Source organism: Sphingobium sp. CECT 9361 (assembly GCF_918741285.1).
Lineage (GTDB): Bacteria > Pseudomonadota > Alphaproteobacteria > Sphingomonadales > Sphingomonadaceae > Sphingobium.
Window position 1 is genome coordinate 18273 of the sequence record NZ_CAKKNC010000001.1, and the last position, 19736, is coordinate 38008.

The 19736-nt window shown below is 63.1% G+C and carries 17 protein-coding genes and 1 tRNA gene; 7 read left to right on the forward strand and 11 right to left on the reverse strand.

What is annotated here, in order from left to right:
* Positions 1-3: 3 nt before the first annotated feature.
* The 8 genes from LQ220_RS00065 to LQ220_RS00100 all read right to left on the reverse strand — a co-directional run bounded on the left by LQ220_RS00065 (position 4) and on the right by LQ220_RS00100 (position 8707).
* Positions 4-438 carry a hypothetical protein gene (locus LQ220_RS00065; protein ID WP_230186263.1) on the reverse strand — a complete coding sequence of 145 codons (435 nt, stop codon included), beginning with the start codon at positions 436-438 and terminating at the stop codon, positions 4-6.
* A gap of 254 nt (positions 439-692) precedes the next feature.
* Positions 693-2480 (reverse strand): putative porin, encoded by a 1788-nt coding sequence (locus tag LQ220_RS00070; protein ID WP_230186264.1) that lies wholly within the window; start codon positions 2478-2480, stop codon positions 693-695.
* 52 nt (positions 2481-2532) lie between these two features.
* Complete coding sequence (locus LQ220_RS00075) at positions 2533-3243, reverse strand: energy transducer TonB (protein ID WP_230186265.1); 711 nt, start codon at positions 3241-3243, stop codon at positions 2533-2535.
* The gene (locus LQ220_RS00080; RefSeq protein ID WP_230186266.1) at positions 3243-3590 is read right to left on the reverse strand and encodes a hypothetical protein; all 348 of its coding nucleotides are present in this window, start codon (positions 3588-3590) and stop codon (positions 3243-3245) included. Before LQ220_RS00080 ends, LQ220_RS00075 begins: the two co-directional genes overlap by 1 nt.
* A complete protein-coding gene (locus LQ220_RS00085; protein WP_230186267.1) occupies positions 3587-4006 on the reverse strand; it encodes a biopolymer transporter ExbD in 420 nt (139 codons plus the stop codon). Before LQ220_RS00085 ends, LQ220_RS00080 begins: the two co-directional genes overlap by 4 nt.
* A gap of 14 nt (positions 4007-4020) precedes the next feature.
* On the reverse strand, positions 4021-5799 hold the full coding sequence (locus LQ220_RS00090; protein ID WP_230186268.1) for a DUF2341 domain-containing protein: 1779 nt from the start codon (positions 5797-5799) through the stop codon (positions 4021-4023).
* Positions 5799-7532 (reverse strand): ShlB/FhaC/HecB family hemolysin secretion/activation protein, encoded by a 1734-nt coding sequence (locus LQ220_RS00095; protein ID WP_230186269.1) that lies wholly within the window; start codon positions 7530-7532, stop codon positions 5799-5801. The genes LQ220_RS00090 and LQ220_RS00095 overlap by 1 nt, the downstream gene beginning before the upstream one ends.
* A 215-nt stretch (positions 7533-7747) precedes the next feature.
* On the reverse strand, positions 7748-8707 hold the full coding sequence (locus LQ220_RS00100) for an AraC family transcriptional regulator (RefSeq protein ID WP_230186270.1): 960 nt from the start codon (positions 8705-8707) through the stop codon (positions 7748-7750).
* 13 nt (positions 8708-8720) lie between these two features.
* On the opposite strand from LQ220_RS00100, the gene LQ220_RS00105 reads away from it, so the two are divergent.
* Genes LQ220_RS00105 through LQ220_RS00125 form a run of 5 tightly spaced genes read left to right on the forward strand, consistent with a single transcriptional unit; the run spans position 8721 to position 11928 of the window.
* Positions 8721-8909: a hypothetical protein gene (locus LQ220_RS00105; protein WP_230186271.1), complete on the forward strand. Its 189-nt coding sequence runs from the start codon at positions 8721-8723 to the stop codon at positions 8907-8909.
* A gap of 25 nt (positions 8910-8934) precedes the next feature.
* Positions 8935-9579, forward strand: a complete 645-nt coding sequence (locus LQ220_RS00110) for an energy transducer TonB (protein ID WP_230186272.1) — start codon at positions 8935-8937, stop codon at positions 9577-9579.
* Between the two features lie 25 nt (positions 9580-9604).
* The gene (locus tag LQ220_RS00115) at positions 9605-10327 is read left to right on the forward strand and encodes a secretin and TonB N-terminal domain-containing protein (RefSeq protein WP_230186273.1); all 723 of its coding nucleotides are present in this window, start codon (positions 9605-9607) and stop codon (positions 10325-10327) included.
* Positions 10317-10916, forward strand: a complete 600-nt coding sequence (locus LQ220_RS00120) for an RNA polymerase sigma factor (RefSeq protein ID WP_230186274.1) — start codon at positions 10317-10319, stop codon at positions 10914-10916. The genes LQ220_RS00115 and LQ220_RS00120 overlap by 11 nt, the downstream gene beginning before the upstream one ends.
* On the forward strand, positions 10909-11928 hold the full coding sequence (locus tag LQ220_RS00125) for a FecR domain-containing protein (RefSeq protein ID WP_230186275.1): 1020 nt from the start codon (positions 10909-10911) through the stop codon (positions 11926-11928). Before LQ220_RS00120 ends, LQ220_RS00125 begins: the two co-directional genes overlap by 8 nt.
* Positions 11929-12010: 82 nt before the next feature.
* On the opposite strand, the gene LQ220_RS00130 is transcribed toward LQ220_RS00125, so the two are convergent.
* From LQ220_RS00130 to LQ220_RS00140, 3 genes are all read right to left on the reverse strand, one after another.
* Positions 12011-12382: a CopG family transcriptional regulator gene (locus LQ220_RS00130; protein WP_230186276.1), complete on the reverse strand. Its 372-nt coding sequence runs from the start codon at positions 12380-12382 to the stop codon at positions 12011-12013.
* 163 nt (positions 12383-12545) lie between these two features.
* The gene (locus LQ220_RS00135; RefSeq protein ID WP_230186277.1) at positions 12546-13139 is read right to left on the reverse strand and encodes an Arm DNA-binding domain-containing protein; all 594 of its coding nucleotides are present in this window, start codon (positions 13137-13139) and stop codon (positions 12546-12548) included.
* 153 nt (positions 13140-13292) lie between these two features.
* Positions 13293-13368, reverse strand: a tRNA-Thr gene (locus LQ220_RS00140).
* 169 nt (positions 13369-13537) lie between these two features.
* Here LQ220_RS00140 and LQ220_RS00145 point away from each other — a divergent pair.
* Positions 13538-14866 (forward strand): hypothetical protein, encoded by a 1329-nt coding sequence (locus LQ220_RS00145; RefSeq protein WP_230186278.1) that lies wholly within the window; start codon positions 13538-13540, stop codon positions 14864-14866.
* A gap of 134 nt (positions 14867-15000) precedes the next feature.
* Positions 15001-19677 carry an NAD-glutamate dehydrogenase domain-containing protein gene (locus tag LQ220_RS00150; protein WP_230186279.1) on the forward strand — a complete coding sequence of 1559 codons (4677 nt, stop codon included), beginning with the start codon at positions 15001-15003 and terminating at the stop codon, positions 19675-19677.
* The last annotated feature ends 59 nt before the right edge of the window (positions 19678-19736 follow it).

Consider the following 19736-nt stretch of genomic DNA (forward strand, 5'->3'; position numbering starts at 1 on the left):
GGATCACGGCACGGTCCCTCCGCGTGGCGGCGGGGGAGCGATGACGGGACGCTGGGGATGGACCGAGACGCCGAACGTCGATCCGAGCCTTTGGCGAGTCGCGCTCTGGCTGGCGACGCCGGTACGAACATCGGCTGAGCGGGCATCGACCACTGGCACGTCGAGCCCGCTGCGCGCCTGGGCCTGGGCGGTGCGCGCGGCGGCCTGCAGCGCCTGGGTGGCGCAGTCGATATGGCCGGCCTTGTGCCCGGCGATATCGACGATCACGCAGACCTGTGCGGGCCGGGTGTCGCCGATGCGCGGCGATGGTTCGACGGTGGATGATGGGGGTGGGGCTTGCGCCACCGCAGTCTGCGCGGTGGCGGGCGCAGCGGCAGACTGCGACAGGAGTAGCAGGAGCGCGCTCAAGCCGACGCGGATGCCCAGGGAGTTAATCAAAGCATCCGCGTCGGCCGGCGGGAGCGAGCCCACATCGTCGGGACGGCGGCCTGATCCGCAAAAAGGTAAAACGGACCACGCCGCCGCGCACCGATCCTGAAGAGAATGCCGGTCGAGCTGGGCCCGCGCCCAGCCCGCGACGCTCCGCCCCCCGCCGGACGGCGACCGGTCATACCGGTGCCGTCCCCGCGCACGGCGCAGGTTTTCGGAGAGGAGGAGGAGCGTCGCGGTCGACATCATGCGGTCCCGACGCGTCAGAAGCGCGTGACGAGATCGACGAACAGCCGGTCGACCGACAGCGGCGCACCGGCGACCTCGTCGGCGTTGACCCAGCGCGCGCCGAACATGGTATTCTTGCCGATGGCGTAGTTGCCGCCGATGAACCAGCCCTTGAAGTTGGTACCGCCAAGGCCAAAGTCGCTGTCGGCAAAAGCGTCGATCACCGCATCGGATTCGATCCGGCGATAGCCGAGGACGAAGTTGTAGCCGCCCTTTTTGACATTCCAGTCGCGGTCGGGGTTGAGATCGAGCGCGCTGCCGAGCGTCAGCCGCGCCTGCCAGCCGGCATCGCCGCCCAGATAGGGATAGGTGGTTTTGGTGGCATTGGCGTCGGTTTCGGTGGGCGCGGGCACGGTGACGGCGGCGCCGAGATTGTTGATCGCACGCGCGACGACGGCGGCGCGGTCGAAGCCGAGGTTCTTGGCATATTCGCCCTCGAAGCGCACCCCGAAGTGATCGGAGGGCATGTAGTCGGCCGAGATATGGGCATTGAGGATGCGGAACTTCGACGCCAGTCCAAAATACTGGTTCTCGACGCTGAAAGCGGGGTTGCTCGGATCGCGCACGACATTGCGCAACACCATCAGCGTGTTGCCGAACTGCTGGAAGGCGGGGCGGCGCGCGTCGGTCGAGCAGGTCAGCTCGTACCAGTAACAGGGTGCCGAGACCTGGCCTACGACCTTGTCATAATGGAAATAGCCGCCAGCGAGCTTGATGCTGACCTTGTCGACCGGGTGGAAATCGACGCCCAGTTGCGCGGCGAGCAGATAGCGATCCTGGCTCTTGTAGGCACCGCGGACGCCTGGATAGGGGTCGGTGCCGCTTGTCGGCGCGACCGGCGCGTTGCGCGAGCCGAAGTTGAGGCTGGTGTTGAACACCGGGAAGGCTCCGGCCGCGCCGAACAGCGAGAGGGTCTCGCCGACTGGCTGCTTGACCGATAGCGCAACCCCGTCAAAGTTCATGTCGGGATCGAACATCAGGTCGGTAGTGAAGAAGGGATTGCCGAAGCGGCCGAGATCGACGTCGACGCCCTTCGTCGGCTTCAGGCGGATCGAGGCCTGGTCGAGCCAGATCTGATAGCCGCCGCCACCGAACGCGCCTAAGGTCTCGTTGGTCGAGACCGGCGAGATATTATTACCGGTGGCGAGCCGGATATTGGCGCTGATCCAATCGGTGACCCTGACCTTGACGCCGAGCCGGGCGCGCAGCTGCGCGCGCTGGCGGTTCTGCGTGGTGTTGAGGAACTCGGGGCCGATAAAGCCGGGCACCAGCGCGTTAATGTTCTGCGGGCTGCCGGCGTTCACCGCATAATAATTGGGGAAGATGTCGGCATTGCCCTTGTCATAGAAACGCCCTTCGCCGCGCACGCGCACATCGCCGTACAGCGTGATGCGGCGGGTCCATTCGGGGGTTTCGCCGGGCTTCGACCAGCCTTCGGCCTGGGCCTGGCTGGCGAGCTGGGCCCTGACCTGCTCGGTGATCTGGTCGCGCACCACCTGGGGGACATAGGGGATAGTCTGGGTGCCGTCGGCCGAGGTGCCGCCTTCGATCGGCACGGCAGCGGCAGCGACGGGGGCGGTGCGCGCTTCGGCGATCATCTGGTCCGCCTCGGCGCGGGTGACGAGACCCTTGGCGACCATGATTTCGAGCAGCTTGTTGCTGTCGACCTGCTGGGCGGCGGCGGGCGCGGCGCTGAGCGCGATCCCGGCCGCACACGCAAGCAGCGCGGGTTTGAGGCGTTTACGAAGAATGGCAGTGTTCACGATATATCCCCCTTCTGGGTGTCGAGGAGCCGACGGGCTGGGCGCAAGCGCGTCAGGCTCCGGGGCGCGAGTTGAGTTCGATTCGCATGGCGGGCAGGCCGTCGGGCGGGCGGCGCGAGAGCTGGAGACCGCCCAGTACCTGTCTGAGCCGGTCGTCGCGGCGGCTGTCACCCGAGCCGTCGAGGATGCGGACATCGGTGATGCGCCCCTGCGCATCGACCGTGACCAGCAGCCGCACGCTGTAGCGCCCGCGCGCCAGCCCGCGATCGGACTGGGTAGCAAGCCGGATCGCCGACGTGGCAAGACCGGCATAGAAGCCATAGCCATTGTCGCCATTGCCCGCGCGGGTGCCGATCCGCGTGCCCGAGCCGTTGCCTGCCGCGAGGCCGTAATTGCTGGGGCCGGCGCCTTCGCGTGCGGTGAGCGCGCTGTCGCCCGCGCTCGCATCCGCCTGCGATGGCGCCTGGTTGGGCGGCGGGGGCGTGTCCTGTGGCTGATCGAGCGGCGGGGCCTCTTTGGGTTCGATCGGCTTGTCCTGCGGCTTGGCTTCGGGCGGTTTGGGCGGGACCGGCGGCGGTGGCAACACCACCTGTGTGGTCTTCATCTCATTGGGCCGCTCGGTGACGATCTGCGCGTTGATCAGCGTCCAGACCAGCCACAGCGCGACCGCGATACCGCCTGCGGCCGCGAGCCGCCCCGGCGTCACCACCGGGCGCTTGCGCGATCGCAGCGGATCGTCGCCGCCTATCGTGAGCGCGGCCATCACCATGCTCCCCCGAAAGAAGCGCAGCGCTCGTCGTCGAGGCCCGCGATGAACAGGTCTGCGGCCCGCCAGTCGGCATCCCAGCCGCTCAGATCGATGCCGACCGATGCCGCCTGGAGATTGAAAACCATCCAGTCGGATCCCGAGGGGCCGCTCAGTTCGAATCCGCCATCTCGTCCTGCGTAGTCCGATGGAAGGACGCGGGGTCTTCCGCCGCTCTCGCCGTCGTCGCCACCCAGGGGGTGAAGATCAGCGGCAGCCATGGCCAGCGGCGTGGCCGTCGAAATCCGCTTCGCGAACGGCGCAGGCGCTGGTGTCGCATCGGACAGTCCTCCAGGCGGGTTCATTGCGCACCCGTCGGCGGCCGGGTGGAAGCCATGCCGAGGCTCGGCACGCCGACCTTCGAACACAGGTCGAGCACCTGCATGACCTTGTCGTACTGAACCGCACGGTCGCCACGCAGGACCACCGCGAGATCCGGCGTCGACGCGATCGAGGCCCGCAGCTGGCTCTCCAGCTCGACCAGCGACACCGGGATGGCGTCGATCGAGATCGTCCCATCGTTCGCCACCGCGATCACGCGGCTCTTCTGCACGTCGAGCGTCTTGGCCGAAGAGGCGCTGGGCAGGTCGACCTTGATGCCCTGTACCGCCGCGGTGGTCAGCAGGATGAAGATGATGAGGAGGACGAGCATGACGTCGATCATCGGCGTCACGTTGATCTCGTTATACGGCTTGTCCTCGTCGCCGAGCTGGATAGCCATGGTTCCCGCGCCCCTTATTCGGCTGCTTGCAGCGTGGGGGCGGGGCCGGAACCACCGGGGCCAGCGACATCCTGCCACGTCTCGGCGATGCGTTTTTCGAGTTCGTCTGCGAAGATCTGGCTGCGTTGGGTGATCTTCTTGCTGCGCGAGAGCAACGCGTTGTAGCCGAACATCGACGGGATCGCGACGACGAGCCCTGCGACCGTCGCCAGCAGTGCGGCGGCGATACCAGGGGCAATCGCATTGATATTGACCTCACCGGCCGCCGCGACCGCCGCGAAGGTGATCATCACGCCCAGCACCGTGCCGGCAAGGCCGATGAACGGTCCGCCCGAAATTGCGTTGGTCAAGAGGCCCATCCGTTCGGACAGCGACTGGTTCTGGACGATCTGGGTCGCATCGAGCCGCGAGCGGATCGCCGCGATCGACTGAGCGCGGATCGCGAAGCGCGAGCCGGTCGGCAGCTTCTCGTTCAGCCGCTCGGCCAGTTCGCGCCGCCCGACCTGATAGAGTTCGGCAAGCGTCGAGCCCGCTGCATCGGCGCCGGGGTCGAAGGTCGGCAGCCCCTCATGGTCGCCCGATCGGCGCGGCTGGCGGTTGTACGCATCGAGGAAAGCTTCATTGGCCTTCTCGATCCGCCCGAACAGCAAGATCTTGCTGACCAAAGTAGCCATCGCCGCCGCGAACAGCAGGGCGAGAATGCCAATTACGATCCAGGCGTCAAGCGTCAGCGCCTTGAACAGGATTCCGAAATAGCCGTGACCGCCACCGGTCTCGATCTGCTCGGCGGTGGCGGCGGTGACCAGCTTCGATGCCTGGCCCTCGCTCGCCGCCGCCAGTTCGAACGTCGCCTGCGGCAGTGCCGAGCCTGCGACGCGAAGCTCGTCGATCTCGCCCTTGAAGCCCTCACCCAGCACCGGCGCACCGGTGGCGGCGCCAAGCGCGCCCGCGACTTCGCCCGCTGGCTGGCAGTTGATGTAGAGCAGGCTCTTGCCGCCGTCATTGACCAAAGCGACATGCGACCAGCTATCGCCGGCGAGCGCCGCGCCCGCCGACCGCTGGCCGCCCTGTTCGACGAACAACTGCCCGCCCTGCGCGACCAGGCTCACCGCTCCCGGCACCGCGAAGACCGTGCCGTCACCGGCGGGCTTGACCCAGAAGCTGACCGTGACCGGGCCGGTTCCGAAGGCTTGTGCTGGCAGGCTGAGCGGACTGGTCCCGTCGAGCACGAGACCCTGTCCGATCAGCCCGCCGGCGCTGCGACCCGCGGCTCCCGCGGAAGTAAAACCATTGCCGGTCACGTCCTGCGCGGCGCCTTCGCCCGCGAAGTGATAGACCAGCCGATATTCCGACCCGAAGGTGCCTGCCGCATCCTGCTGCGCGGGCGCGGTCTTGTTGCCATAATAGGCATAGATCGCGTTCGGCTGACCGGGTTCGAGGTTCGCGACATCGACCCACACCAAAGCCTGCTCTTCGGCGGGCGCCCATTTCTCGATGTGGAATTTGAGCGGCGTGCGATCGTCGCCCGCGATGAAGCGCAGGTCCGAGCCATCCGCCTTCACATCCTTAAAGCTGAAATTGCCCGAATGCAGCCGGATCAGCACCGGCGCGCGCGCGACCTTGCCGGTCAGCCCCGCCGCTCCGGCATCGAGCGAGATCTTCGTCCGATAGGCAAAGTCATTCTGCCCCCAGGCAAAGGCCGGCGTGGCCGACAGCAGCGCGACGGAGGCAATGACGCCTCCCGTCAGGCATTTGGCGATCACGCCCTTTTTCAGACGAGAAGTAGTCATCATCAAAATTCCCCCAGTATGCGGAAGCGAACGAAAATATCGCCGGACTTGCTGTCGGCGGCGGAGACGAGCGGCACGCCCGCGTCGATCGTGCCGGTGAGGTGGTTGAAAAGCTTGAGGCGCCCGCCAAGTCCGGCGCTGATCGCGCGGAAGCTGTCCTTCTGGCCGGGCAGCGGGTCATAGATGCCGGCGAAGCCGACATCGTAGAAGCCGTAAACGCGCAGATCCTTGACGAAGGGGCCGATCAGCCCGCCGAGATCGGGCGAACGCAATTCGGTCTGCAGCGCCACGCCCCAGTCGCCCAACGCCTCGCTCTCATAATAACCGCGCACGCTCTGCATCCCGCCCAAGGAGAATTGTTCGTTCGAAATAAGCGGCGCGCCCGCCCATTGGCCGGTGAGGTGCGTATAATATTGCAGATGCCCGAACAGGTCGCGGCTGTGGCTGCCGTCGAGCTTGACCAGCAGGAAGCCCGGCCGCGCCTGATAGCGTTTGTCGTCGAACGCCGCGCGCCCGTCGCCCAGCCCGCGCAGTCCGAACACAGTCGAGACGGTGAGGTCCGTATCCTTCCTGTCGCCGGTCCAGTCGCCGCGCCATGCGGCGCTGATCGGGATATAGGTGATCGGCACCGAGGCGCGGTCCGATCCCAGGATCACGTCTTCCTTGAAATGCTTCCAGTCGGCACCCAGCGTCAACGAATGATAAAAGCCCTCGGCCGCGCCGAGCGAGGCGATTACCCGCGCGCCGGCCATGTCACCCTTGCCAACCACGCTCGTCCCGCCGACCACCGCGATGTCGCTGTCCGAATGCACGCCATAGATCAGCAACTGCAGCCCGGTGCCGAGGTGCATAAGGTAATTGCCGGAGAACACCGTGGCATCGTCGCGCCGCCGCGGCGCGGTCTGTGCCGAGAGCGAGATGCTGTCGCCGCGCCCCCACAGATCGTCATAGCGGATCGTCGCCGCGGCGCGCAGGTCGGTGGTCGCGGCCGACGAGTAATTGTTGAGCTCAGCCGAGCCGTGGAAGGGCGATGAATCCTCGACCTTGAGCACCACGTCGAGCGTACCGGGCGCTTCGCCCGCGCGCATCTCCGGGGTCACCTTGCGGCTCGGCTTCTGGTTCATCGCGATCACGTCGCGCTGGAACGTCTTGAGATTGGGCGTCTCGCCCGGCGTCAGCGAAGCCGCCTGTGCGACGATGCGCTCGGGCTTGCGCGTCCCTTCGACCGCGACCTTGCCGATCATCTGCGGCTGCACCTGCAGCACCAGCACACCGCTGCCGACCGTCTGTTCAGGCACGAACACCGACACCGCCGGATAGCCCGCATCCTCGTACGCTTTCTGCAACGCCGCACGCGCGGACTCGACGTCCGCTTCGCTCCGGTCCGGCCCCATAAACGGATAGATCACCCGCTCTACCCGGTCCGGCGGCAGCAGCGGGCCAGCGGCCGTGACATTGCCCTTCACCTGGAACGCCCGGATCTCGAATTGCGTCGCGGGCGTGGGGGATGATGCGGCTGCGATCTGTGCGTCCTGGGCATAAGCGGGCGGCACGACGCCCATCGCTAGGCCGATCGTCAGGGAGCGCAGGGACACGCGCAGTCGATGTCGTTCGAAACTCAAATTCTTCTCCCCCGCCACGAATGCCGCGCGACCGGGAGGGTCAAGCGGCAGGATGGTGATCCCAAATGGGTGGAGGGCGCAGCAAAGACTCACTTGCTGCATTGCAGCGCCCATCGTTGAGGCGCTTCCTAAAGGTGAGTATTGACGAGTCTCAAGTAAAAATGATCTATGCCCAGAGACTTGATGCGGATTCGCACATCCGGGACATGTAGTATGTCGTTTATGTTTCAAAATGACAAAATAAAGAGTTGAGCTTGGATTGTAACGAGTTAATCCCCACCCCCTATTAGAGGGCAGGGTTATCTATTATGTTCGGAGGGATTGTTTTGTTATTTTACGCTGAGCGCCTCCATATTCATGCCCACCGCTCGGCGGCGGGTCTCGCTGGGTGCTTCCCCGAACCGTTTGTGATAGGCTCGGGTGAAGGCGCTTGGCGTCCGGTAGCCGATGCTTGCCGCAACCGCAGCGATTTGCCGGCTGTCGGTGCCGCTCGCCATGCTACGAAACGCGCGTTGCAATCGCGCTTCCTGGACATAATCGCCGATCGACAGGCCGAGGCAGGATCGAAAGCCGCGTCGCAGCGTCGGCACCGTCACGCCAGCAGCCCGTGCGATCGCTTCGGCGTCCCAGTTCTGTTCGTAATTTTCGCTGACCGCGTGCATTGCGCGCGTGATCGATCGGACGCGAGGGAAGATGTCGTCCGCCATGCCGCTTGCAGCAAGCGTGGCGACAAGCGTCTCGATGAAGCGGGTTTCAGCGCTATCGGGGCCGACCCCGCGACTCCAGTCGATATCGGGCAGGATCGTGTCGAACAATCCATTGACGCGCAGCCGCGCGGCGCCGCCAACTACCCGTTCGACCATGCCGAGGCGGCGCGCGTCGCCGAACAAACGGCTCGCCGACACTTGAAGCTGCTGGCGCGGAACCTGGACGATCAAGCTGCGTCCGCCAGCGGCCCAGGCCAGCGTGGCAGACCCCTGCTGGGTCCACCAAAGCATGTCGGTCCGCGTAAGCCCACTCCGAACGCCGCTGTTGGTCACAGTCGTCTCACCTGCCAGCGGCAGGATCAGGGTTGCCACCTGGGTATTGCCGTCGATTGTATGGCGGTATTGCGTGCCGAAATCGCGCATCTCGAGCAAGAGCGTACCAATCCGGGCGTGAAGACATTGCCCCGGACGCAACAGCGGACCACCACCTGGAAGCGGTCGGCATTTGGCGATCGCTTCTCCGGCGTCGTGCCGCGGCGATGGCGCGATAGCTGTGAGCTTCGGCTGCGATCCGGTCATCATGTTTCAGCCCTCCATGGGCGTGACAATCGTCGCGCATCATTTGCGAACATCTATTTTCTGGCAGGATCGAAATTTTCCGGACGCCGACCGTCTGATCGCGCTCAACGGTCCGCAAACCCGCGCCTCATTGTTTTGGATGCAAAACTGTCATCTGGCGGTGCTAGGCGACGCCTATCCTTCAACTACCATGACATTCGCATGACCGATCGCTCATGCGTGAGCAGGCGATGATGGCTTCGTCGCGCGTCGCGCCGTTTCTTTTGTCGCTGGCCTTTCATCTGGCGATCATGGGCTTATTCCTGACCATCTGGTCGCCGGCCGGGGACGGACGGCGGTCGCTGTTGGACGGTGCGCGCGACAATGTGCTGACCGTAACCCTGATCCCGCTGGACTCGCAACGCGCGCGCGCCTCCTCGGGGAGAACAGAACCCTTGCCCAGTATGACCGCCAATGCCCGGAATGCCATTCGAGCCATGCCTTTGTCGTCCGCAAGCGCCGCGCCATCGGGCGGCAGCGATGGCGGTCCATCGGCACCGATCGCCGAGCACGCGCCTGAGGCGCAGGCACCCGGTGAAGCTAATCCGATCATGGCGCCGCGCTACCGTGATATGCTGCTCGCCCATATCGCGCAGTTTCGTCGCTATCCGGAAGAAGCAAGGCGCAACCGCCAGCAAGGCACCGTGCTCGTCCGCTTCCTCCTTGATCGCGAGGGCCATGTCCTGCGGCTGTGGACCGACTCCAGTTCGGGGCAGCCGCTGCTTGACGATGAAGCCGCCGCCGCTGTCCGGCGCGCCCAGCCACTGCCGCCGATCCCGGAGGATTTGCCTGACCGCATCGTCATCACCATTCCGATCAATTTCGAACTGGGTTGAAGGCGTAGTGCGGGGGATCGATACCATGCGTGGCGATCAGGCTCGCTTTGGCTGGCGCAGAGCCATGTGGCTCGTCTGCGCCTTGGCATCGCTCGGCCTCAACCCCATCGGCGCTGTCCATGCGCAGTCCGCGATCCAGGCGACCCGTCGCTTTGCCATTCCGAGCCAGCAACTGGATGCTGCGCTCACCGAACTCGGTAAAGCTGGCGGACTCAACATCCTTTATGAAAATGGCGTGGTCGAGGGCAGGCGGTCATCTGCCGTATCTGGAAATTTTTCCCTGGCCGACGCTGTCGGGCGGATGCTCGATGGCACGGGGCTGGGCTTTCGCTTCACCAGCGCGCGCGCGGTGGTCATCTTTCCGCTGGCGCGCGCCGCGCGGGCGGACGCGCAGGCGATTGGTCCGGACGATGGAGTGCCCCGGCTGATGCTCGATGTATTGCGGGTGACGGCCGCACCGATGATCGGCGCCCGGCCGGAAAAGAGCTTCGAGCCCTATGGCCGCTCAATCCAGACGGAGATTTACCGTCGGCTTCAGGGTGATCCTCTTACCAGCAAGAAGCGGTTCCGCGCCGTTCTCGCCGTGCATATCGACCCGCAGGGAACGCTCCGACGCGCCGACGTCGTGCGGCTCACCGGTGCCGATGCGCTCGACGGCGATATTCGCCGAGTGATCGACGGCATACAATTATCCTCGCCGCCGGAGGGAATGCCCCAGCCGATCTGGTTCGAAATCGATGCCCGATAACAGCGGATCGCCCTTCATCGATGAGAACGTGTCCGGCGAGCGCGCGCATGCGCTGCTGATGCGCTCGCTGCTGGCGCGCTATACCGATATCAAGGCGCGGCTGACGCGCAAGCTTGGCCCCGATATCGCCGCCGAGGCGCTGCAGGAAACCTGGATTCGCCTGCAGGATCGCAAGGATATCGCGCCTGTCGCCAATCCCGACGCCTATTTGTTCCGCGCCGCGCTCAACACCGGCCACAATCTGCGGATCGCGCATGATCGCCTGCTGACCTTTACCGAGGTCGAGCTGTTGCTTGCCGTGCCTGACGATGCGCCGGGGCCGGACCTCATCGCGCAGGACCGTGCGGATATCGCGCTGGTCCAGGCGGCGCTTCGCGAATTGAGCGAGCGGCAGCGCGAGGTCTTTCTGGAGAGCTTTCTCGGCGACCAGCCCCAAACCATGCTGGCCGAACGCTATGGCGTGAGCCTGCGCACGATCCAGAAAGATCTGCGCCGGGCGGTCGAGCATTGTGCGCGGCGTCTCGGCCGAAAAAAATCGTTCGCAACCGGCCAGCCAAAATTGTCTCTCTCCCGAGGAGATGATGCGTGATGAGCCGATTCCAAGTACCCGCTTCCCCTCGATGATGAAAGATTTCTCCCTGGACGATGAGCTCGATCCGTTGCTGAAGGAAGCCTTGGGCTGGGTCGTGCGCCTCTCGTCAGGCGCCGCGACGGAAGCCGATGCTCGTGCGTTCGAGGCATGGCGCGCGCAGGGACCAGCCCATGCTGCGGCATTTCGTGAAGCGACAGCCTTTAGTAAAGCAGTCCGCGCGATGGATCTGGGTAGTGCCGGGTATGGGGACAATGTAGTCGCCTTCGCCCCTCGGCCGGTACGTTCGTTGATGAGTCGACGCGCCATGCTGACCGGCGGTGGTGCGATTGCCGCTTCGGTTGCAGCAGCCATGGTGATCCAGCCGCCGCTCGGTCTTTGGCCGTCCTTCGCCGAACTGGCGGCGGACTATCGCACCGCCATCGGAGAGCGCCGGGAACTTGCACTTGCCGATGGTGCGCGGGTCGACCTCAACGCCCGGTCGGCGCTTTCGATGCTCGGCGGAGAGCGCGGCGTGAGCCTAGTCACCGGAGAAGCCTTTGTCGCGCTCCCGCAGTCCGACACCGACTTCGTGGTCGAGGCGGGCGGCCAGCGTATTCTATCCCGCGGCGGTCGGTTCAATGTGCGGACCAGCAGCTTGCAAACCTGTGTATCGTGCCTGGCTGGCACCGTCGCCTGGCAGGGAGGCGACAGGCAGCAGATACTGCAGCCCGACCAGCAACTGTCCATAGATGCCGATGGTCCGGTTCGTCTTGCGGCCATCGATGCCGCTGCCATCGGAAGCTGGCGCGAAGGTTTGCTGGTATTCCGCAATACCCCGCTCGCGGTCGCGCTGGAGGATATCAACCGTTATCGCGCCGGCCACATCGTGCTAACCAATAGTGCGCTCGCCAACCGACCGCTCAACGGCGTGTTCCATACCGATCAGGCCGAGAATGCCGTCGCGCAGATTCAGCAACTGCTCCACGTCGGCATTCGGCACCTGCCAGGCGGTGTCGTGCTGATAGGCTGACGGCGTTCGGCACTGCGCCATTCATCGACGTTGATACCCACCGCGCTACCGGCTGAACATGGCGGCATGTGTGGTGGCCATCTCAAGCCGTTCCAATTTCTCGCGACAATTCGTCTCCCAGTTTCGGTCCTGTCTCCATCCGCCGGCTGAGCGAGTCGGTGAACCCTCGCCACCGCTTTGCCCCACTGGCCTGCGTCGCTTTTACTGCCTTATCGGGCAACGGCACGCTGTTGGTCAGCCAGAACCCCACGAACAGCGCCAGCGTCTCGTTGGACAGTTCGACGTGCCAGTCGAGCCGATCGAGCTGGCGCGACAGCCGGTCGAGCCGCCGTGTCAGGATCCCCTCGATCTTCTCTTCATGGTAGGGCGAGAGCACCGAAGCCAGCGCAGCTTCCAGCACTTCGGTTCGGGAAATCCGCTGCGACCGCGCACGTTCGTCGAGCAGGCGAAACAACGTGGCATCGAGCCAGAAAGTCAGTTCCCTTGTCGTCCTCTGTTACGGCGTGACATACGCGGTCGGGACGTGGCTGGCGTGGCCGAGCTTCCGATCACCCACGTCGCAGCCTTCTGCCTAGAGGCTCGTTGACGATCAACTCCCCAAACAGCCCATCGACAGATTATGAGAAAGCGAACGCATTCTCTTTTCTCGATTGTTTATGCAAAAACAGTTGTTGGTGATGACAACCCATATCGGAAGACCCGCCCAGCAAACGACCGCAAGCGCAGCGCGGTTTCATGATGGCCTCGCCGTTCGATGCGCTTAAGTGTGTCCAGAGTTCGTGAGGTGTGATCGAAGTGATCGGGCGCTTGGTGATATCATCCAGAAGCTCGAGGAACCACCGTGCCTTCTTGATGGTCGCGGGTGATTTCCCTTCCAGCTCCATCTTCTGGATATATTCCTCCGCCACCAGCTTGAAGGTCGTCTTGGCAGCAAGCTCTGCCTCGAACCGCCGCTGGCGCTTCTCTTCAACAGGGTCCACCCCATCGATCAGACTGGCCCGTGCCTCGTCGCGCTTGAGACGCGCCTGCTTCAAGGAAACATCTGGAAAGCTTCCAAGGGATAGCTTTCGCTCGACACCCATTACCTTGTATCGGAAGCGCCACAGCAATGCGCCCGTAGGCTGCACCAGAAGAAAGAGGCCGTCTGCGTCAGGAACCTTGAACGGCCGCGCAGCGGGCTTGAGTGCTCGAATCTCGACAGTCGTAAGCATAGGGTGGACCACGCCTCTAGAACATCTCGTGGCCCACCGATTCGTGGTCCACTTTGGACGGCACTGGGCGGAACAAAGTGGGAATATGTGGGACCAACGGAAGACAATATACCGCAGATTTCCGCGGTTTTCTAGAGCGTTCTCGTTATGTACTGGTGCCGCTTACAGGACTCGAACCTGTGACCCCATCATTACGAATGATGTGCTCTACCAACTGAGCTAAAGCGGCGTCGAGGCTTGCTCGAAGCGGGCGCTTATCAGCACGGAGGCGATGTTGCAAGCGCGCCGGTGTTGTATGCGCTAACCAGCCTTATCCACATGGTTTACCTCCTGTTTACCATCCCTGTGTCAGAACAGGCGTACACGCCATCAACAGGCTTTATTGGGACAGGTCGGACATGGATACGATGCGGGGGCATGAAGCTGCCAACGACCACGAGGACAGCGCTTACGCTGTCGATGACCATGCCATCGATTCGCCTTCGGCAATCAGCGCCAATGAACGGCGTATGCATGTGCGCGCCTACAATTACTGGGCATCGCTGCTGGGCGACCGCATGCTGCCGTCCATCGAGGATCTCAATCCGGACCAGATCGAAGATTTCGGGCCGCATAGCGTCCTGCTGGACTTCACGGCTGGCATCGAAAATCCGGCGGTGGTTTATCTCGGTACCGAATTGCGCCGCGAATGTGAGATCGTGGGACAGATCGATACGATCGGCGATGTTCCCAACCGGTCGCTGCTATCGCGTCTGACGGACCATTATCTGCAGATCATCGCCAATGCCGCGCCAATTGGCTTCGAGGCGGAATTCGTCAATCAACGTGGCGCTGAGATTATGTACCGCGGCATTTTGATGCCATTTTCGTCGGATGATGACACTATCGACTTTGTCTATGGCGTCATCAACTGGAAGGAAATGGCGAACCGCGATTTGACCGATGCGTTGGCCGAAGAAGTCGACCAGGCCTTGCGCAGTGCGCCGACCAGCGTCTCTGCCGCACCGATCTGGGCCGATGGGCCATCGCGCGAAGATCACAATAAGTCGATACGCGAAAATCAAAATGAAAGCGTGGACGCTGACGATTTCCTGCCCGAGCTGGAACTGACCGACGTTTTGGAGCTGGGTGCGGAAGCCTCTTTGAACGACTGGTTGGGGATAGCACGCGATTGCGCCGCAGAAGCCGGGCAGAATGACGCGCGCAGCAGGGCCGCATTGTATCGCGCCATTGGGCTGGCCTATGATTTCGCGCTGGCGTCGCAGAATGCACCCCAGGATTATGCCGAAATGCTCAACGTCGCTGGCATCAAGGTGCAGGCGCGCAGTCCGATGACAGCCGTTATCAAGCTGATTTTCGGCATGGAATACGACAAGACGCGCATTACTGAATATGCGACGGCCCTGGATCATGCTTGGGCCAATGGGCTTGAAGCGGGCACGCTGACCGCACATCTGGAACGCTATCCGGGCGGCCTGAAAGGGCTGGTACGTGATGAACGCGCTGCGCGTCGGGCCGAGCGCCCTGCCCCAGTCGACCGGAAAGCCGTTGCCAGAAACCAGTTTAAATCGGCAGGGGCATTGGCAACCGAAACGGTCTTTACCGATGAAGACGGTCTGGCCGTTCTGGTCGCCCGCCGGGAACCCGATGGCACATTATCGATCGTCGGTGCACTTTCGAGTGACAGCAAGTTGGCCAGTCAGGTATTCATCGACGCGGCGCGTTGAACATTGCCGCCGTCTTTTGTTATTTCCTTTCAGATAATCGAAACAATCTTTCCAGAAATCGGTTGAGCCTCGTTGTCGACGACGGCATATAGGTCGCTATAACGGACCATATGGCCCACATGTGAGGTGAGGGAATGACGCAATCCGCGCAGCCGAAATCAGCCGCTGTAGAAGAAGCACTACGCACTGCACTCGCGCAGGGTGCATTGCCTGGAGAACGTGAAGGATTCGACGACCGCGCGATTGCCGGCGCTGCGGCCTTTCTGTCGGCAACGGCGGCGACCCGAATGCCCGGCACCCCTGCCATTGCAATCGACACGACAGGGGGCGAGTCCGGGCCGGACAACAGCGATACCGTCCCCGCCCCCCGCACCATGCGGATTGCCATCGCCAACGACGATATGCCGTTCCTGGTCGATTCGATTGCAAACAGTCTGGCGCAGGCCAATCTCGTTATTCATCGGTTACTGCATCCCGTTCTTTCCGTTTCGCGCGATGCCGATGGTACATTGAAAGCGATCCTGCCCCCAGATGCGCCAGGCGCGCGTCGCGAATCGATGATCTATATCGAGGCGGACCGGGCCGATGCGAAAGTACGCCGCGCACTGGAACAGGAATTGGGGCGTGTACTGGCGCATGTCCGCGCAGCCGTCGCCGACTGGCCAGCGATGCAGCAGGCGCTGCGGCATGACGCGGATACAATTCAGGAAGAGGAAGGCGCGGCTCTATTGCGCTGGTTCCTTTCGCGCAATCTGACCCAGACAGGATATGAACGTCGCACGCGCAGCGGCAAGGCCAGTGGGCAATTGGGCATATGCGCTCTGTCGGGGGAGCAATTGCTTGCCCCCGCCACCATAGAAGCTGCTTTTGCCTGGTTCGAGGAAGGCGGTCGCACACCGCTGATCATCAAATCGAACCGATCTTCCCGCGTTCATCGCAATGTGCTGATCGACGTGATCATCGTGCCAGTGCGCGAAGGTCGTGAAATCGTCGCTCTTTCCATACATGCCGGAATGTGGACCAGTGCGGGCCTGTCCGCTACGCCTGAAAAGGTGCCGATGCTGCGTTCCGCGCTGACGGCGTTGATGGAGAAGTTCGGGTTCGATCCCGGTGGCCATGCGGGCAAGGCGCTATCGCATGCGCTGACGACTTTGCCGCACGACATATTGATCGGTTTCGATCGTGAGACGTTGGAGCGGCTGGCGCTGACATTCATGTCGCTGTCGGATCGGCCGCGTCCCAAGCTGGCATTGGCGACCAGTGCACTGGCGCGCCATCTTTATGCCTTTGTGTGGTTGCCACGCGACGACTTGTCGACTGCACGACGTATTGCCGTGCAGGACATGCTCGCAAATGCGTCCAACGCTGCGGTGCTAAGCTGGTCGATTGCACTGGAAGAAGGCGGTCTTGCCCTATTGCGGATAACGCTGGATCTGCGCGATGGCGGCATGGCCCCAGACGCCGATGCGCTGGATCGCGAATTGCAGCGGATGGTGCGCGGTTGGTTGCCTGCCGTCGAAGCTTCGCTTGCCGAAACGGGCGAAGCAAGCCGCGCCGCAGCATTGGCACAGCGCTATGCCAATGCCTTTCCCATGAATTATCGCAACGGCGCCGGTCCGATAGAAGCCGCGATCGATATTGGTCAATTGCACCGCTTGTCCGATGAAACGGCGCGCAGCGTGCGCCTGTATCGCAACGAGGATGACGCCACGGCAAGGCTGCGGCTGAAATTGTACAGCAATGAACCCATTGCCCTGTCGGAAGCCGTCCCTGCGTTCGAGAACTTCGGATTCCGGGCAATCGAGGAAATGAGCACGCCGGTCGATCGCGGCGCGCTGGGCTATATCCAGCGCTTCGTTCTGGAACTGCCGGGCAGTGACGCCAATAGCGTGCTGGGCCGTGCCGATGTGGTGCAAACGGCCATTGCCACGGTGTTGCAAGGCACTGCGGAGAACGACCGGTTCAATGAACTGGTCGTCACTGCCGGACTCGATCCGCAAGCCGTCATACTGTTCCGGGCGCTTTACCGTTATCTGCGGCAGACCGGCATGGCCTATGGCATGGCGACGGTTGCCGAAACGCTGCGCCGCGAAGCCGACATCGCGCGTGCGCTCGTTCGCCTGTTCTTCGCGTTGCACGATCCCGCGCAACGTTCCGATGGCGAAGCACTGGCAGCGTCGGCACAGGCCGACATTGACGCCGCGCTGGAGAAGGTTTCCGCAATCGACGAAGATCGCATCCTGCGCTTGTTCCGCGCAGTGATCGTCGCGACGCTTCGCACCAATTTCTTTGCGCCCGCCGCCAAGGAAGCGCTGGCGTTCAAACTGGACAGCGCAAAAGTCCCCGGATTGCCTGCGCCGCTCCCCTGGCGCGAAGTGTGGGTGTATTCACCAAGGGTCGAGGGCATCCACCTGCGCGCCGGTCCGGTCGCACGCGGCGGCCTGCGCTGGTCGGACCGTCGAGACGACTTCCGCACAGAGATTCTGGGTCTGATGAAGGCACAGCGCGTCAAGAACGCGGTGATCGTGCCGACAGGCGCCAAGGGCGGCTTCTATCCAAAGCATTTGCCTAACCCGGCAACGGATCGCGATGCGTGGCTGTCCGAAGGTACGGAAAGCTATCGTATCTTCATCCGGACCTTGCTGTCGATTACCGACAATCTGGTGAGCGGCAAGGTCAAGCATCCTTCCGGTGTCGTTATCCGGGATGGAGACGATCCCTATTTCGTGGTTGCCGCCGACAAGGGTACGGCAACGTTCTCCGACGTGGCGAACAGTATCGCGCAGGATCGCAAGTTCTGGCTGGGCGATGCCTTCGCCAGCGGCGGATCGAACGGATACGACCACAAAGCGATGGGCATCACCGCGCGCGGTGCATGGCTTTCGGTGCAACGGCACTTTGCCGAAATGGGCACCGATGTCCAAAGCGAACCGGTGCATGTTATCGGCTGTGGCGATATGTCCGGAGACGTATTTGGCAACGGCATGTTGCTGAGTAAGGCGATCAAGCTGGTTGCGGCGTTCGACCATCGCCATATCTTCCTCGATCCCAATCCCGATGCTGCCAAGAGCTGGGACGAGCGCGCACGCCTGTTTGCATTGCCGCGGTCGAGTTGGGACGATTACGACAAGGCGTTGATTTCAGCAGGTGGCGGCGTTTTCCCGCGATCGATGAAAAGCATCCCCCTTACCCCCGAAGTGCAGGCAGTGCTGGGCGTGACGGACAGCGAGATGGAACCGACGGCGCTCATCTCGGCTATATTGCGCAGCCCTGCCGATCTTCTGTGGTTCGGCGGCATAGGCACCTATGTGAAGGCTGCGGCGCAAAGCCATAGCGACGTCGGCGATCCGGCCAACGACCGTTTGCGGGTCAATGCCGAGGAACTGAAGGTCAAGGCCATCGGCGAAGGAGCCAACCTCGGCATAACGCAGGCAGGGCGCATTGCGTTCGCGCTGGCGGGCGGGCGCATCAACACCGACTTTATCGACAATTCGGCAGGCGTCGATTGCTCCGATAACGAAGTGAACATCAAGATCGCGTTGAACAAGGAAATGATCGAAGGGCGCCTGACGCTTGACGATCGCAATGCCCTTCTCGTTCGCATGACCGACGATGTGGCCGCACTGGTGCTGGAGGATAACCGACTGCAGGCGCTGGGGCTTTCCATTGCCGAACGTGGCGGTGCTACCAATCTGGCGAGCTATGTACGGCTCATTGAAACCTTTGAAGGCAGTAAGCAACTTGATCGCGCAGTCGAGGGACTGGCGAGCAACGAGCAACTGCTGCGCCGCGCGCAGGACGGCAAGGGGCTGACCCGGCCGGAGCTGGCGGTATTGCTGTCGACGGCAAAGCTCGCCTTGCAAGATGCGATAGAGCATGGGTCTTTGGGTGACGATCCCGGCATGGGCGGTGAACTTGCGGCGGCATTCCCCAAGGAAATGCAGGCCGCAGAAGCCGATGCCATTGCGGACCATCAACTGCGCCGTGAAATCGTGGCGACGAAGCTGGCGAACCGCATCGTCAATCGACTGGGGCTGATCCATCCGTTCGAGCTGGCAGAGGAGGAAGGCTGTTCGCTTGCCGATCTCACCAGTGCGTTCGTGATTGCGGAGCGTCTGTTCGGCGTAAGGCAGCTTTGGGACGATATCGACGCCGCGACGATGGCGGAAGATGCGCGACTTGCTTTGTTCGGGCATATCGCGTCGGGCATGCGCGCGCAGATTTCGGATATCCTGCGCAGCCTGCCCACCGGAACATTGCCGCAGGCCGGCGTGGATGCCCTGGCCCCCGGCGTCACTGTGCTGGCGGCGCAGGTCGATTCCCTGCTTACGCATGAGGCGATCCGGCGCAGCGGACTGGTGGCCGATACGCTCACGACGCTGGGCGCGCCGGAAGCCCTGGTTGCTCGCGCGGCTATGCTGTTCAAACTGGACGGTGCCGTCGGACTTGCGCAACTCGCCGCGAGACTGAAGGTGGGCGAGGTCGCCATTACACAAGCGTTCACGCATCTGGGTGAAGCCGTTGGCATCGATTGGGTGCAGTCGGCGGCGGCACGCATGGAACCGAGCGATCCGTGGGAACGCCTGCTCATTTCGGGGGTAGCGCGTGACATGCAGCAGGTGCGGCTCGACTTCCTTGCCCAATCGGGTGGCAAGGATGTTGTCGCGTTCGTCGATAGCTGGCTGGAACGGCAAGCGCCGCGCATCGCGCAATTCAAGGCGCTGGTAAAGCGGGCGAAGTCGGTGGCTGTGCCCAATGTCGCTATGCTGGCAGAGATTGCCGGTCAGGCGCGCGGGCTTTTGGGACGATAGGAACGATAACGGGCTACTGCTGGGGCAGACGCCCTTTCCCGGCATAGGATGTACGTACA

Bases quoted from the DNA above. Each gene is read 5' to 3' on its own strand.
- LQ220_RS00075 (WP_230186265.1), bottom strand. From the start codon at position 3,243: ATGGCCGCGCTCACGATAGGCGGCGACGATCCGCTGCGATCGCGCAAG.
- LQ220_RS00080 (WP_230186266.1), bottom strand. From the start codon at position 3,590: ATGAACCCGCCTGGAGGACTGTCCGATGCGACACCAGCGCCTGCGCCG.
- LQ220_RS00085 (WP_230186267.1), bottom strand. From the start codon at position 4,006: ATGGCTATCCAGCTCGGCGACGAGGACAAGCCGTATAACGAGATCAAC.
- LQ220_RS00090 (WP_230186268.1), bottom strand. From the start codon at position 5,799: ATGATGACTACTTCTCGTCTGAAAAAGGGCGTGATCGCCAAATGCCTG.
- LQ220_RS00095 (WP_230186269.1), bottom strand. From the start codon at position 7,532: ATGGGCGCTGCAATGCAGCAAGTGAGTCTTTGCTGCGCCCTCCACCCA.
- LQ220_RS00100 (WP_230186270.1), bottom strand. From the start codon at position 8,707: ATGATGACCGGATCGCAGCCGAAGCTCACAGCTATCGCGCCATCGCCG.
- LQ220_RS00105 (WP_230186271.1), top strand. From the start codon at position 8,721: ATGGGCGTGACAATCGTCGCGCATCATTTGCGAACATCTATTTTCTGG.
- LQ220_RS00110 (WP_230186272.1), top strand. From the start codon at position 8,935: ATGATGGCTTCGTCGCGCGTCGCGCCGTTTCTTTTGTCGCTGGCCTTT.
- LQ220_RS00115 (WP_230186273.1), top strand. From the start codon at position 9,605: ATGCGTGGCGATCAGGCTCGCTTTGGCTGGCGCAGAGCCATGTGGCTC.
- LQ220_RS00120 (WP_230186274.1), top strand. From the start codon at position 10,317: ATGCCCGATAACAGCGGATCGCCCTTCATCGATGAGAACGTGTCCGGC.
- LQ220_RS00125 (WP_230186275.1), top strand. From the start codon at position 10,909: ATGCGTGATGAGCCGATTCCAAGTACCCGCTTCCCCTCGATGATGAAA.
- LQ220_RS00135 (WP_230186277.1), bottom strand. From the start codon at position 13,139: ATGCTTACGACTGTCGAGATTCGAGCACTCAAGCCCGCTGCGCGGCCG.
- LQ220_RS00145 (WP_230186278.1), top strand. From the start codon at position 13,538: ATGGATACGATGCGGGGGCATGAAGCTGCCAACGACCACGAGGACAGC.
- LQ220_RS00150 (WP_230186279.1), top strand. From the start codon at position 15,001: ATGACGCAATCCGCGCAGCCGAAATCAGCCGCTGTAGAAGAAGCACTA.